We start from the raw sequence: 12,493 nt of genomic DNA, 5'->3' as shown, positions 1-12,493 counted from the left end.
AACAGGCCCCGACACGAATGCCGGGGCCTGTAATGGCCACTCCCTGTGGCCGTTCGCATGAACTCTAAAGTGCGGCAGACGTATGACTCGGCCCGCCTGTCGCGTCTTCTCCCGGTCCAGGCGAGAAGTCTTGCCTTACTCGGCCTTCAGGCCGTCAGCGGAGACCGCTTTCACGCCTTTGATTTTCTTGGCGATGGCCACGGCGGTGGTTTTCTGAGCTTCGGTGATGGCAACGGTCGAAGACAGGGAAACGACCCCTTTGTTGGTTTCTACTTTGATATCAGTGCCTGGAATGCCTTTTTCGGTGACCAGGTCGCTTTTGACTTTAGTGGTGATCCAGGTGTCGGAAGTGGCCTCTTTCGCCTTGGTCATTTCACCGGCGGCCAGGGTCATTGGCGCCTGGGTTGCCTGAGTGGATTGTGCGAATGCGCCGGTGGCCATGGTCAGGGTCAGCGCGGTAGCAGCAGCGGCAGTGATAGCGAACTTCTTCATACGAGTAACTCCTGTTTTTCTGGAAAGTCTGCTGCGTGTCTTGTCAGCAGGGTTACTGGAGATATTGCGAACGCTGTGCCAAGTTTTCAAAAGACAATAATTCTTTATAAATCAATAAGTTATAAATCATGAGCATTTTCGGAATCATGCAAATTGCATGACGTTCGAATTATCTGCATGCAAGTTGCGGCTTTTGGAAAAGTTCCTAACACGCTGAAATGATTGAAGCTTTTGTGAAGTGCCGGGCAAAAGAAAATGCCCCGCAAAGCGGGGCATTTCATGATGCGTGGCTAGCCGGTCAGGCACCGCTGCCCGGGCAACCTTTAGGCGCGTAGTCCGGGTTGACCGTGGAGGCGCAACTCCAGACACCGGCGGTGTTGCCGGTAGCAGCACCCGTGCGGGAGAGCGTGATGGTCTTGCCCAGCACCGGGCCTGGTGCGTTCACCAGCGTGCAGGTAATCGTGCCGGCCCCTGTCGAAGCCGTGCCCGACGCCGCCAACGTGCAGTTGGAGGTGGTGGCTGCCGCGTTACCGGCCACCAGCAACAGGGTCGGGTCGGTACCTTGATTAATGGTGTCCTCGAACGGCACTTTGAGTGCGCTGATTTCCGCCAGCCCTGCCGTCACCTTCGACCGTGCCTGGTACTTGGTGTATTGCGGCAACGCGATGGTGGCCAGAATGCCGATGATCGCCACGACGATCAGCAGCTCGATCAGAGTGAAACCTTGTTGTTTCTTCATAGACACGCTCCATGCATGAGTCGGAATCTCATGATCTGAACAGGACTCAGCACAGCCCGTGCCAAGGCGCCCGCACCCGCGCAGGCTGGGCGCGATCACGCTATCGCGGCGTTTCCTACAACCTGTAACCGCACTATCTGACACTTTTTGTCACCTGCACCGAGGCGGTTTGGCGCTGTCACTTGACTAGGCTATAAGTCATGAACTGTCTGCATCCGGGATTCCCATGAATGACATCGCTCTGAGCGGTCTGGCCAAGCAATTGGTACAGGCCGAACTGCTCACGGAAAAAAGCGCCCAGCAAGCCTGGCAGCAGGCCCAGCGCAATCGCCTGTCGCTGGTCAGCTATCTGGTACAGAACAAACTGGTGAAGAGTTCGCAGGTTGCCGAGATCGCCTCGGAGCATTTCGGCATGGCGTTCCTCGACCTCAACTGCCTGGACAAGGAAACCCAGCCCAAGGGCCTGGTCAGCGAAAAACTGGTGCGCCAGCACCACGCGCTGCCCCTGTGGCGGCGCGGCAACAAGCTGTTCGTGGGGATCTCCGACCCGAGCAATCATCAGGCAATCAACGATATTCAGTTCAGCACCGGGCTGACCACCGAAGCGATTCTGGTGGAGGACGACAAGCTCACCGACGCCATCGAGAAGTTCTTCGACACCCACGCCTCCGGCCTGGAAGACATGGCCGATGTCGACCTCGACGGGCTGGACGTCGAGTCCATCGATGACAGCAAGCAGGACGCCATCGGTGGGCTCGATGCCGACGACGCGCCGGTGGTGCGCTTCGTCCACAAGATGCTGCTGGACGCGATCAAGAGCGGTTCTTCCGACCTGCACTTTGAACCCTACGAAAAAAACTACCGGGTGCGCGTACGTACCGACGGCATCCTGCGCGAAGTGGCCAAGCCGCCGATTCAACTGGCCGGGCGCATCGCCGCACGCCTGAAGGTCATGGCCAGCCTCGACATTTCGGAACGCCGCAAACCTCAGGACGGGCGACTGAAGATGCGCCTGTCGAAGAGCAAGTCGATCGATTTCCGGGTCAACACCTTGCCAACCCTGTGGGGCGAGAAAGTGGTGATCCGGATCCTCGACCCGTCCAGCGCGCAGATAGGCATCGACGCCCTCGGCTACGAGCCGGAGCAGAAAGACCTGTACCTCGCTGCCCTGAAGCAACCACAAGGCATGATCCTGGTCACCGGTCCCACCGGTTCCGGCAAGACCGTTTCGCTGTACACCGGGCTCAACATTCTCAATACCGTCGACATCAACATCTCCACTGCCGAAGACCCGGTGGAGATCAACATGGAAGGCATCAACCAGGTCAACGTCAATCCGAAGCAGGGGCTGGACTTCGCCCAGGCCCTGCGCTCGTTCCTGCGGCAGGACCCGGACGTGATCATGGTCGGCGAGATCCGCGATCTCGAGACCGCGGAAATCGCCATCAAGGCGGCGCAGACAGGTCACCTTGTGCTCTCCACGCTGCACACCAACAGCGCCGCCGAGACACTCACCCGCTTGCACAACATGGGCATTCCCGGCTTCAACATCGCCACGTCGGTCAGCCTGATCATCGCCCAGCGTCTGGCGCGAAAACTCTGCAGCCACTGCAAAAAGCCCATCGAGATTCCCCGCGAAACCTTGCTCAAGGAAGGTTTTCCCGAGGAACGCATCGGCAGTTTCACGATCTATGAGCCCGCCGGTTGCGATCAATGCAACGGCGGCTACAAGGGACGCACCGGGATTTATGAAGTGGTGAAAAACACCCCCGAGCTGCAACGGCTGATCATGGCCGAGGGCAACTCATTGGAAATCGACAGCCAGATGCGCCTGGACGGCTTCAACGACCTGCGCACCTCGGGACTGATCAAGGCGATGCAAGGCATCACCAGCCTTGAAGAAATCAACCGGGTCACCAAGGACTGAACATGGCCGTCAAGGCAGCGAAAATCAGCGTCTATGCCTGGGAAGGCACGGACAAGAAAGGCAGCAGGATCACCGGCGAGTTGAGCGGACAAAACCCCGCACTGATCAAGGCCCAGTTGCGCAAGCAGGGCATCAACCCCGGCAAGGTGCGCAAGAAATCCGCGTCGTTGCTGAATTTCGGCAAACGCATCAAGCCGCTGGACATCGCCCTCTTTACCCGGCAGATGGCAACCATGATGAAAGCCGGCGTGCCGTTGCTGCAGTCGTTCGACATCATCGGCGAAGGCTTTGAAAACCCGGCGATGCGCAAACTGGTGGACGAGGTGAAACAGGAAGTCGCCGCCGGCAACAGCTTCGCCGCGGCCCTGCGAAAGAAGCCGCAATACTTCGACGAGTTGTACTGCAACCTGGTCGATGCCGGCGAGCAATCCGGCGCCCTCGATACCCTTTTGGAACGCGTAGCGACCTACAAGGAAAAGAGCGAAAGCCTCAAGGCCAAGATCAAGAAAGCCATGACCTACCCCACCGCCGTGATCCTGGTGGCGGCGGTCGTCACCGGGATTCTGCTGGTGAAAGTGGTGCCGCAGTTCCAGTCGGTGTTTTCCGGATTCGGCGCCGAACTGCCGGCGTTCACCCTGATGGTGATCGGCCTCTCGGAGTTCATGCAGCAGTGGTGGTGGGCGATTCTCGGCGTGCTGGTCGCGGCGTTTTTCGGCACCCGTCATGCTCTGAAGAAATCCCAGGCCCTGCGTGACCGGCGTGATGCCTGGCTGCTGAAACTGCCGCTGGTGGGCACCATGATGTACAAGTCCGCTGTGGCCCGTTTCGCCCGAACCCTGTCGACCACATTTGCCGCCGGCGTGCCGCTGGTCGAAGCGCTGGACTCGGTTGCCGGGGCCACCGGCAATGTGGTGTTCAAACGTGCGGTGCTGCGCATTCGCCAGGACGTGGCCACCGGCATGCAACTGAACTTTTCGATGCGCACCACCGGAATCTTTCCGAACATGGCCGTGCAGATGACCGCCATCGGCGAAGAGTCCGGCGCCCTGGACGATATGCTCGACAAGGTTGCCGGGTTCTACGAGGAAGAAGTGGATAACATGGTCGACAACCTCACCAGCCTGATGGAGCCTTTCGTCATGGTGGTACTCGGGGTGATCGTCGGCGGACTGGTCGTGGCCATGTACCTGCCGATCTTCCAACTCGGCTCAGCGATCTGACATGCCCATCGACGAACTCTTCGCCCTCTATCCGCTGGCCTTTGTCTTCACCGCTCTGGTGCTCGGGCTGGTGGTCGGAAGCTTCCTCAATGTGGTGATCTGGCGCCTGCCGAAAATGCTCGAACGCGAATGGCGCCAGCAGGCCCACGACGTGCTCGGGCTGCCCGTCGAAACGCCGCTGCCGGTCTACAATCTGATGCTGCCGCACTCGCAGTGCCCGCATTGCGCCCACCGCATTCGTGCGTGGGAAAACATTCCGCTGCTCAGCTACCTGTTTTTGCGCGGCCGCTGCTCGTCATGCGCGGCGCCGATCAGCAAGCGTTATCCGTTGACCGAACTGGCCTGCGGCGTGCTGTCGGCGTTCATCGCCTGGCATTTGGGTTTTGGCTGGCCGGCCTGTCTGATGATCGTCCTGACCTGGGGCTTGCTGGCGATGAGTCTGATCGACACCGAGCATCAGCTGTTGCCCGACGTGCTGGTGCTGCCGCTGCTGTGGCTGGGATTGATCGTCAACAGCTTCGGCCTGTTCGTCTCGCTGCACGACGCGTTGTGGGGGGCAGTGGCCGGTTATATGGCGCTGTGGTCGGTGTTCTGGCTGTTCAAGCTGCTCACCGGCAAGGACGGCATCGGTCACGGTGATTTCAAGTTGCTGGCGCTGCTCGGGGCCTGGGGTGGCTGGCAGATTCTGCCGCTGACCATCCTGCTGTCCTCGCTGGTGGGCGCCGTGCTCGGGGTGATTATGCTCAAGCTGCGCGACCAGAAAACCTCGACGCCAATCCCCTTCGGGCCGTATCTGGCAATTGCCGGCTGGATTGCCTTGCTCTGGGGTGGTCAAATAACCGACTTCTATTGGCAGTTTGTCGGTTTGAAATGAATACCCCTGTGGAAAAACCCTGGATTCTCGGCCTGACCGGCGGCATCGGCAGCGGCAAAAGCGCAGCCGCCCAGCACTTCATCGACCTCGGCATCCATGTGGTGGACGCCGATCATGCGGCGCGCTGGGTGGTTGAGCCGGGGCGCCCGGCGCTGGCGAAAATTGCCGAGCACTTCGGCCCCGATGTCCTGCAGGCCGATGGCACGCTGGATCGCGCGGCGTTGCGCAAGCTGATCTTCGAAGTACCGGAGCAACGCCGCTGGCTCGAAGCGCTGTTGCATCCGCTGATCGCCGAGGAAATCGCCCATCACCTGGCGCTGGCAAAATCGCCTTACGCGATTCTGGTTTCGCCGCTGTTGATCGAGTCCGGACAGTACGCGATGACCCAGCGGATCCTGGTGATCGATGCTCCGCAGCAACTGCAGATCGAACGCACCTTGCAGCGTGACCAGACCAGCGAACAGCAGGTCCAGGCCATCCTCAAGGCTCAATCCAGCCGCGAAGACCGCGTCAGCCGCGCCGACGATGTGGTGGTCAACGACCGCGACCTCGCCTGGCTGCACGGCGAGGTCGAGCGCCTGCATCACTTTTACCTGACTTTATCTGGAGGCCAGTCATGAGCCCGATCCCGACCGTTGAATGCCCGACCTGCGGCGCCCCGGTGGAATTCACCCCCGAGAACAAATTCCGGCCGTTCTGCTCGGACCGCTGCAAACTGATCGACCTCGGCGCCTGGGCATCGGAAGAACACAAGATCCCGGTCGCCCCGGATGCCGAGGACGAACTGTTTTCCGGCGACTTCGACCCGCGCCACTGATCCTCTGATCAGGGCCGCATGAAGCCGTAGTCCTGATTGTCGTCGAGGTTTTCTGCCAGAAAGCGCAACTCGTCGGCCAGGTCTTCGGCGTTGCGCACCACCTTGCTCTGCTGCACCACGGCACTGAGCAAGGCGCGCAGACTCAATCCAGGATCGAACCCCACCTCCTGCGCCATCTCCAGACTTTGCCGGGTTTCCTGCCTCGCCCACTCGTAAACGCTCATGCCGCTGCTCCTGAAGGGATTTGGCCGAGCATGAAATGCCGTGCGCGGGGTGGATTTGATGTGGATCAAGACTTGGGATCGTCGTCCTTCCAGGGCGCCGAAAGGTAACGGGTGCGGTTGAAGGTCTCCAGCCATTCCGGGCTGAACACCACCAGTGCGCTGATCACCATGCCATTGATGAACGCTTCCGGAAAAATCAGCAGCCACAGGTAACCGATGAAATCTTCCAGCCATTCGGGCATGGCGAAGAGGCCGTCGTACCAGAGCAACGTCAGGCTCAGCACCAGGCATGACAGCGCCGACAAGGCCGCCGCGAAGAAGCCGGAGCAAAAGATATACACAAACGGATTACGCGGTTGCGCCCGCTCGACCAGGATCGCCACGCCCTCGGTGATCAGCACCGGCAGCAGGATCAGCAACGCGCCGTTGACCCCGACCGCCGCCAGATCCTGGCGTCCCAGCAGGACCAGCCCGATCTGCGCCACCAGCCCGCCCACAATCGCCAACGGCCAGTCGAGCAGCAACGTCACTGCGGTCATGCCAATGAAGTGATACGACACACCCGTGTCGAAATCCCTGCGCACCATCCACAACAGAAACAGCGCGAACACGGTGCCGAACAGCAAGTGCTGACGACGGCTGTCGCTGAACAATTCGACCCACGGCGAGCGGCAGATCGCCCAGAGCAGCACGGGCAGGTAGATCAGCCAGCCAAGGGTCAGACTTGTCGATGACAGCAGTTCTGCACCGATCATGATCCCATCACCTTCATTCGCACCGCAGACTCCTTTGATTGGCGCTCCTGTGTCGAAGTCTACACCGCCACCTTGGTGAAACTGCCGATGCAAAGCTTTCTGCTTGTCGCAATTGAACGCTAAGCTTGGGCCTATGGATGACTCAGATTATTTACGCCTGCTGACCATCGCGGCCGAGCAAGCCAACGCGTTCCTGTCCAATGCCCGCAAATGGGAGCGTGAGCGTTGGGTCTGCCAGCGCCTGCTGCAAGGCCTGAATATTCCGTATCGCGCCGACGAATTCGCCCCGGCCGGCGAGCCACCGGACGTGTTGTTTCGCGATGCCAACTTCGAGGTGTTTTTCGTCCTCGACGAAGGCCGCCGCCTCAACGATGAATGGCGCGATGAGCTGCAACGTCGGCGCAGTGCGTTTTCCCTGAGCCAACTGGTGCGCCGCGAGGCCAAGCCACGGCGGATTCCGGCCAATGAGTTTCTGCTGAGACTGGCGCCGACCTTGCGCAAGAAAGCGCACAACTACAAGGAACGCGGCATGGATCTGGGGGAGCTGGACATCATCGCCTTCGCCAGCCTCAAACGCGAAGTGCTCGACCTCAACAGCCACTTTCCACCGCCCACCGAATACTTGCGACAGGGCTGGCGCTCGCTGTCACTGGTCGGGCCGACGTTCGCCCGCGTGCTGTTCGCCCACCCCGATGCACCGGATTTCCTGCGCAGCAACCTGGGTCGCAGCATCGTGTTCGATGTCGGGATCAGCCTGTAATCCCTAAGCAGGATGGCGCAAACACTGGCCGGATGTTACAAAAGCGCAATCATTCGCCCGGATGACATGCGCCGTTCAACGCTCGCAGGCAAACCGCTGTAACGTCTGCGCATTCAGCAACGTCTATCCCTGACGAGGCCTCATATGACCAGCCGCCTGAACCCCGATGACCAGAAGCATGTCGAAGAGTACCTGCAGTTGTCCCAACACCGTGTCGAGCGCCGGCCATTCCGGCCGTGGATGCTCCTGGTGGTGGTGCTGGCAGTGACCATTGGTCTGGGCCTGTTGAGCCGATTTATCAGTTACCTGACGCTATGAGCTGCATCGCGCTCGCTCGGGTTACGACGACAACGATTTCCTTTAAAAACCTTGCGAGCTATTCCCATGTCCCATCGTATTGTCATTGTCGGCGGCGGCGCCGGCGGTCTGGAGTTGGCTACCCGTCTGGGTAAGACTCTGGGCAAACGCGGCACTGCCAGCATCATGCTGGTCGACGCGAACCTCACGCACATCTGGAAACCGCTGTTGCACGAAGTGGCCGCCGGATCGCTGAACTCCTCCGAAGACGAACTCAACTATGTCGCCCAGGCCAAATGGAACCACTTCGAGTTCCAGCTGGGGCGCATGAGCGGGCTCGACCGTGAGCAGAAGAAGATTCAGCTCGCCGCCACCTACGACGAAAACGGCGTGGAACTGGTGCCGGCGCGGGAAGTGCCTTATGACTCGCTGGTGATCTCGGTCGGCAGCACCACCAACGATTTCGGTACCCAGGGCGCAGCGCAGCACTGCCTGTTCCTCGACACCCGCAAACAGGCCGAGCGTTTCCACCAGCAATTGCTCAATCACTATCTGCGTGCTCACGCCGGGCAAACCGATGTGGTCCAGCAGATCAGCGTGGCTATCGTCGGCGCCGGCGCCACGGGCGTCGAACTGGCGGCCGAGCTGCACAACGCCGCTCATGAGCTGGCGGCCTACGGTCTGGACCGGATCAAACCGGAAAACATGCACATCACCCTGATCGAAGCCGGGCCACGGGTGCTGCCAGCCCTGCCGGAACGTATCAGCGGGCCAGTGCACAAGACTCTGGAAAAACTCGGGGTCAATGTGATGACCAACGCGTCGGTCAGCCAGGTCACCGCCGACAGCCTGATCACCGCCGATGGCAACGAGATCAAGGCCAGCCTGAAAGTCTGGGCTGCCGGGATCCGCGCGCCGGGTTTCCTCAAAGACATCGATGGCCTGGAAACCAACCGCATCAACCAGCTGCAAGTGCTGCCGACCTTGCAGACCACCCGCGACGAAAACATTTTCGCCTTCGGTGACTGCGCCGCCTGCCCGCAACCGGGCTCGGATCGCAACGTTCCGCCACGGGCCCAGGCTGCGCACCAACAGGCGTCGCTGCTGGCCAAGTCGCTGAAACTGCGGATCGAAGGCAAGACCCTGCCGGAGTACAAGTACACCGACTACGGCTCGCTGATTTCGCTGTCGCGTTTTTCGGCTGTGGGTAACTTGATGGGCAACCTGACCGGCAGTGTGATGCTCGAAGGCTGGCTGGCGCGGATGTTTTACGTGTCGCTGTACCGCATGCACCAGATGGCGCTGTACGGCCCGTTCCGCACCGCCATGCTGATGCTGGGCAGCAAGATCGGACGCGGCACCGAGCCGCGCCTGAAGCTGCACTGATGTAAAACGCTGTGGGGGCGGGCCTGCTCGCTCCCACAGGGTTTTGTCTTTTACTGTATCTGCCCCCGCTTTCCCCACCTTCGCTTACAAACGCCCCCGCTCCTCGACACAGACGCGATACACCGCCACCGCTTAATGGCCACACCCGAGCACACCTGCTCCGGCTGATCGCCCTTAACGTGTGGTTGCGCAGTGCAACCGAAGGAGAATGAAATGACCCGCACTTCGAAAATTGGCAAAACCTCCCTTGGCCTGGTCGGTGCCGTACTGGCTGGCGGCCTGATGCTGTCCGGCTCGGTGTTCGCCGCACAACCGCTGGCCCAGGGCTACATGGTTGCCTCGGCTGAAACCTCGGTGAAAACCCCGGAAGGCAAATGCGGTGAAGGCAAATGCGGCGACGCGTCGATGGCCAAGACCGACACCGATGGCGACGGCAAAGTCTCGCGCGCCGAGTTCCTGAAGGTCGCGCCGAAATCTGACTTCGACAAGATCGACACCAACCATGACGGCTTCATCGACGAGCAAGAGGCTTACAACAACGTCAAAGCCAACTTCGAAGCCAACGGCAAGAAAATGCCGAAAGGCCTGTTCGAACACCTGAAAGACCAGGACGGTGCCTGATATTCATTCTGTCCCGACAAAACAAAGCCGCGCTTTCTCTCACGAGGAGCGCGGCTTTTTTACGTCTGCCGGGATTACAGCTGGAAGCGCCGCACCATGCCCTGCAATGCATTGGCCAGTTTCGATAGCTCATGACTGGAAGCGCTGGTTTGATCGGCGCCGGCCGCCGAACGCACCGACAGGTCACGAATATTCACCAGGTTGCGATCCACTTCCCGCGCCACCTGCGCCTGCTCTTCGGCGGCGCTGGCGATCACCAGGTTGCGTTCGTGGATCTCATGCACCGACGCGGTGATGGTTTGCAGCGCCTCACCGGCCCGTTCGGCCAGCACCAGCGTGGTGGACGCACGCGAGGCACTGGCCTGCATCGACTCCAGCGCCAGGCTTGAACCGTTGCGCATGCCTTGCACCATCTGCTCGATTTCCTGGGTCGATTGCTGCGTGCGATAGGCCAGCGCGCGGACCTCGTCAGCAACCACCGCGAACCCGCGTCCGCTCTCCCCTGCCCGCGCCGCTTCGATGGCGGCATTGAGCGCCAGCAGGTTGGTCTGCTCGGCGATCGCCCGGATCACGTCCAGCACCTTGCCGATGTCTTGAGATTGATTGGCCAGTGATTGCACCAACTCGCCGGTGTGTTGCACCTCACTGGCCAGCGCGTTGATGGCGCTGGCGGTTTCACTGACCCGCTCTTGCCCCAGATGCGCCGATTCGCTGGACTGGCGCGTCGCGTCGGAGGTCGACACTGCATTGCGTGCGACTTCCTCGACCGCCGTGGTCATTTCGTTGACGGCGGTGGCGGCCTGTTCGATTTCGTTGTTCTGTTGTTGCAGGCCTTGGGTGCTGTCGAGCGTGACGACGTTGAGTTCGTCGGCCGCGGTCGCCAGTTGCGTGGCTGAACCGTTGATGCCTTGCAGGGTTTCACGCAGGTTTTGTTGCATGGTCGCCAGCGCCTTGAGCAAACGGCTGACCTCATCATTGCCATCGGTCTTGATCGGACGCGTCAGATCGCCTCTTGCGACGTTTTCCGCAGCATCCACAGCGGCGCTCAGGGGGCGAACGATGCTGCGCGTCAGCAGCATCGCCAGGGCCACGGTCGCCAATGCCGCCAGTGCGATGAACAGGCTGACGATGGTGCGTGAGGTTTCGTAGTGCGCGGCGGAGTTGCGGCTTTCTGCGGCGACCTGTTTGGCGAACAGATCTGCCAGGTCGTTGAGTTGCTTGCCGGAGCCGTCGACCACGGTTTTCATGTCGACCAGCAGCAGTTTGGTCAGCTCGTCACGCTTGCCTTGCTCGGCCAGCGTGAACGATTGAGTGATGCCGGCGCGGTAGGCCGCGAAGGTTTTCTTGAACTGATCGTATAACTGTTGCCCTTCCGGGGTGGTGACCAGTCGATCGTACGCGGCGATTTTCTCGCTCAGTTCCTTGTCGCGGGTGTCCATCTGGCTGCGGTAGGTGGCGACGTTGTTCGGGTCCTGATCCAGGGCCATGCGCAGGGAGATGGTACGGATGCGCAGCATGATTTCGCGGATCTCGTCACCGCCGCGGATGCTCGGCAGCCATTGATTCTCCACGGCGACTTCGCTCTCGCGGATGCTCGACATCTGGCCCAGGGCAAACACGCCGAGCAACGCTACCAGCACAGCAATCAGGGCAAAGCCCAGGGCGGCACGGGGAGCAATATTCAACTGACGAAGCAACATGACGAACGCCCTTTTTCTTGTATTGGCCGGATTCAAGGGGCGATCGACGGCAGACCCCTTTCGTTAGCGGGCTATCGGCAAGTTGTACGATGACTTGAATGAAACATTTCTGGAGGACAAAAAAAATCCCCGTATCTTTCGATACGAGGATTTTTAATATGGTCGGGGTAAGGGGATTCGAACTCCTGACATCCTGCTCCCAAAGCAGGCGCGCTACCGGACTGCGCTATACCCCGGTAAAAAAAAGGCGACCTTTCAAAGATCGCCTTCTTCGATCAGCGCTTTTGGCCTCTGATCTTAAGATTCGATCCCAGCGTTAACTGGTTTCAAAAATGGTGGGTCGTGTGGGATTCGAACCTACGACCAATTGGTTAAAAGCCAACTGCTCTACCAACTGAGCTAACGACCCAAAAATGGTCGGGGTAAGGGGATTCGAACTCCTGACATCCTGCTCCCAAAGCAGGCGCGCTACCGGACTGCGCTATACCCCGGCTTGAAATTGGCTCCGTGACCAGGACTCGAACCTGGGACCCAATGATTAACAGTCATTTGCTCTACCGACTGAGCTATCACGGAACTACATATTTCAATTTACTACGGTGAAACTTGCAGCTTCTCGACACCGTTTTCGCATCGCTGCGTTCGTGTGTCTGAGGCGCGCTATTCTACAACCTAGAACAC

General features: G+C 59.9%; 14 protein-coding genes and 4 tRNA genes. 9 read left to right on the top strand and 9 right to left on the bottom strand.

From position 1 onward, the window contains the following. Window positions 1–135: 135 nt before the first annotated feature. A complete protein-coding gene (locus AC1RR7_RS22910) occupies window positions 136–492 on the bottom strand; it encodes a BON domain-containing protein (protein ID WP_096820895.1) in 357 nt (118 codons plus the stop codon). Between the two features lie 298 nt (window positions 493–790). Beyond that, window positions 791–1,231, bottom strand: a complete 441-nt coding sequence (locus tag AC1RR7_RS22905; RefSeq protein ID WP_096820894.1) for a pilin — start codon at window positions 1,229–1,231, stop codon at window positions 791–793. Between the two features lie 226 nt (window positions 1,232–1,457). Here AC1RR7_RS22905 and pilB point away from each other — a divergent pair, with 226 nt between their 5' ends. From pilB to yacG, 5 genes are read left to right on the top strand one after another with little or no spacing between them, the layout of a single operon-like run. Then, the gene (gene pilB, locus AC1RR7_RS22900; RefSeq protein ID WP_096820893.1) at window positions 1,458–3,158 is read left to right on the top strand and encodes a type IV-A pilus assembly ATPase PilB; all 1,701 of its coding nucleotides are present in this window, start codon (window positions 1,458–1,460) and stop codon (window positions 3,156–3,158) included. A 2-nt stretch (window positions 3,159–3,160) separates the two neighbouring features. Beyond that, entirely contained in the window at window positions 3,161–4,378 is a 1,218-nt protein-coding gene (locus tag AC1RR7_RS22895; RefSeq protein WP_102621088.1) for a type II secretion system F family protein, read from the top strand. Window position 4,379: 1 nt separating this feature from the next. After that, on the top strand, window positions 4,380–5,252 hold the full coding sequence (locus AC1RR7_RS22890) for a prepilin peptidase (RefSeq protein ID WP_273539013.1): 873 nt from the start codon (window positions 4,380–4,382) through the stop codon (window positions 5,250–5,252). Further along, window positions 5,249–5,872 (top strand): dephospho-CoA kinase, encoded by a 624-nt coding sequence (coaE, locus tag AC1RR7_RS22885; RefSeq protein ID WP_096820890.1) that lies wholly within the window; start codon window positions 5,249–5,251, stop codon window positions 5,870–5,872. Before AC1RR7_RS22890 ends, coaE begins: the two co-directional genes overlap by 4 nt. Next, window positions 5,869–6,069 carry a DNA gyrase inhibitor YacG gene (gene yacG, locus AC1RR7_RS22880; RefSeq protein ID WP_096820889.1) on the top strand — a complete coding sequence of 67 codons (201 nt, stop codon included), beginning with the start codon at window positions 5,869–5,871 and terminating at the stop codon, window positions 6,067–6,069. The genes coaE and yacG overlap by 4 nt, the downstream gene beginning before the upstream one ends. 8 nt (window positions 6,070–6,077) lie before the next feature. Here the strand turns inward: yacG and AC1RR7_RS22875 are convergent, their stop codons facing one another. After that, a complete protein-coding gene (locus tag AC1RR7_RS22875; RefSeq protein WP_493158480.1) occupies window positions 6,078–6,293 on the bottom strand; it encodes a hypothetical protein in 216 nt (71 codons plus the stop codon). A gap of 65 nt (window positions 6,294–6,358) precedes the next feature. Next, window positions 6,359–7,048, bottom strand: coding sequence for an energy-coupling factor ABC transporter permease (locus AC1RR7_RS22870; RefSeq protein ID WP_096820887.1), 690 nt, complete (start codon window positions 7,046–7,048; stop codon window positions 6,359–6,361). Window positions 7,049–7,181: 133 nt separating this feature from the next. Between AC1RR7_RS22870 and AC1RR7_RS22865 the strand changes: the two genes are divergently transcribed. The 4 genes from AC1RR7_RS22865 (at window position 7,182) to AC1RR7_RS22850 (ending at window position 10,112) form a co-directional block, all read left to right on the top strand. Continuing rightward, the gene (locus AC1RR7_RS22865) at window positions 7,182–7,808 is read left to right on the top strand and encodes a DUF1780 domain-containing protein (protein ID WP_003228301.1); all 627 of its coding nucleotides are present in this window, start codon (window positions 7,182–7,184) and stop codon (window positions 7,806–7,808) included. Between the two features lie 144 nt (window positions 7,809–7,952). After that, window positions 7,953–8,126: a DUF3094 domain-containing protein gene (locus tag AC1RR7_RS22860; protein WP_096820886.1), complete on the top strand. Its 174-nt coding sequence runs from the start codon at window positions 7,953–7,955 to the stop codon at window positions 8,124–8,126. Window positions 8,127–8,192: 66 nt separating this feature from the next. After that, complete coding sequence (locus tag AC1RR7_RS22855; protein ID WP_096820885.1) at window positions 8,193–9,491, top strand: NAD(P)/FAD-dependent oxidoreductase; 1,299 nt, start codon at window positions 8,193–8,195, stop codon at window positions 9,489–9,491. A gap of 213 nt (window positions 9,492–9,704) precedes the next feature. Then, window positions 9,705–10,112: an HvfA family oxazolone/thioamide-modified RiPP metallophore gene (locus tag AC1RR7_RS22850; protein ID WP_096820884.1), complete on the top strand. Its 408-nt coding sequence runs from the start codon at window positions 9,705–9,707 to the stop codon at window positions 10,110–10,112. Window positions 10,113–10,186: 74 nt separating this feature from the next. Here the strand turns inward: AC1RR7_RS22850 and AC1RR7_RS22845 are convergent, their stop codons facing one another. The 5 genes from AC1RR7_RS22845 to AC1RR7_RS22825 all read right to left on the bottom strand — a co-directional run bounded on the left by AC1RR7_RS22845 (window position 10,187) and on the right by AC1RR7_RS22825 (window position 12,388). Next, window positions 10,187–11,812, bottom strand: a complete 1,626-nt coding sequence (locus tag AC1RR7_RS22845) for a methyl-accepting chemotaxis protein (RefSeq protein WP_493158478.1) — start codon at window positions 11,810–11,812, stop codon at window positions 10,187–10,189. 159 nt (window positions 11,813–11,971) lie between these two features. Further along, window positions 11,972–12,048 (bottom strand) — tRNA-Pro (locus AC1RR7_RS22840). A 97-nt stretch (window positions 12,049–12,145) separates the two neighbouring features. Then, a tRNA-Lys gene (locus AC1RR7_RS22835) sits at window positions 12,146–12,221 on the bottom strand. A 5-nt stretch (window positions 12,222–12,226) separates the two neighbouring features. Further along, a tRNA-Pro gene (locus tag AC1RR7_RS22830) sits at window positions 12,227–12,303 on the bottom strand. Between the two features lie 9 nt (window positions 12,304–12,312). After that, window positions 12,313–12,388 (bottom strand) — tRNA-Asn (locus tag AC1RR7_RS22825). Window positions 12,389–12,493 lie beyond the last annotated feature (105 nt).

The sequence above is a fragment of the Pseudomonas sp. GW821-FHT11G12 genome (assembly GCF_058808055.1).
Note: the sequence above shows the minus strand (reverse complement) of the source record. Positions and strands in the feature narration are given on the sequence as shown.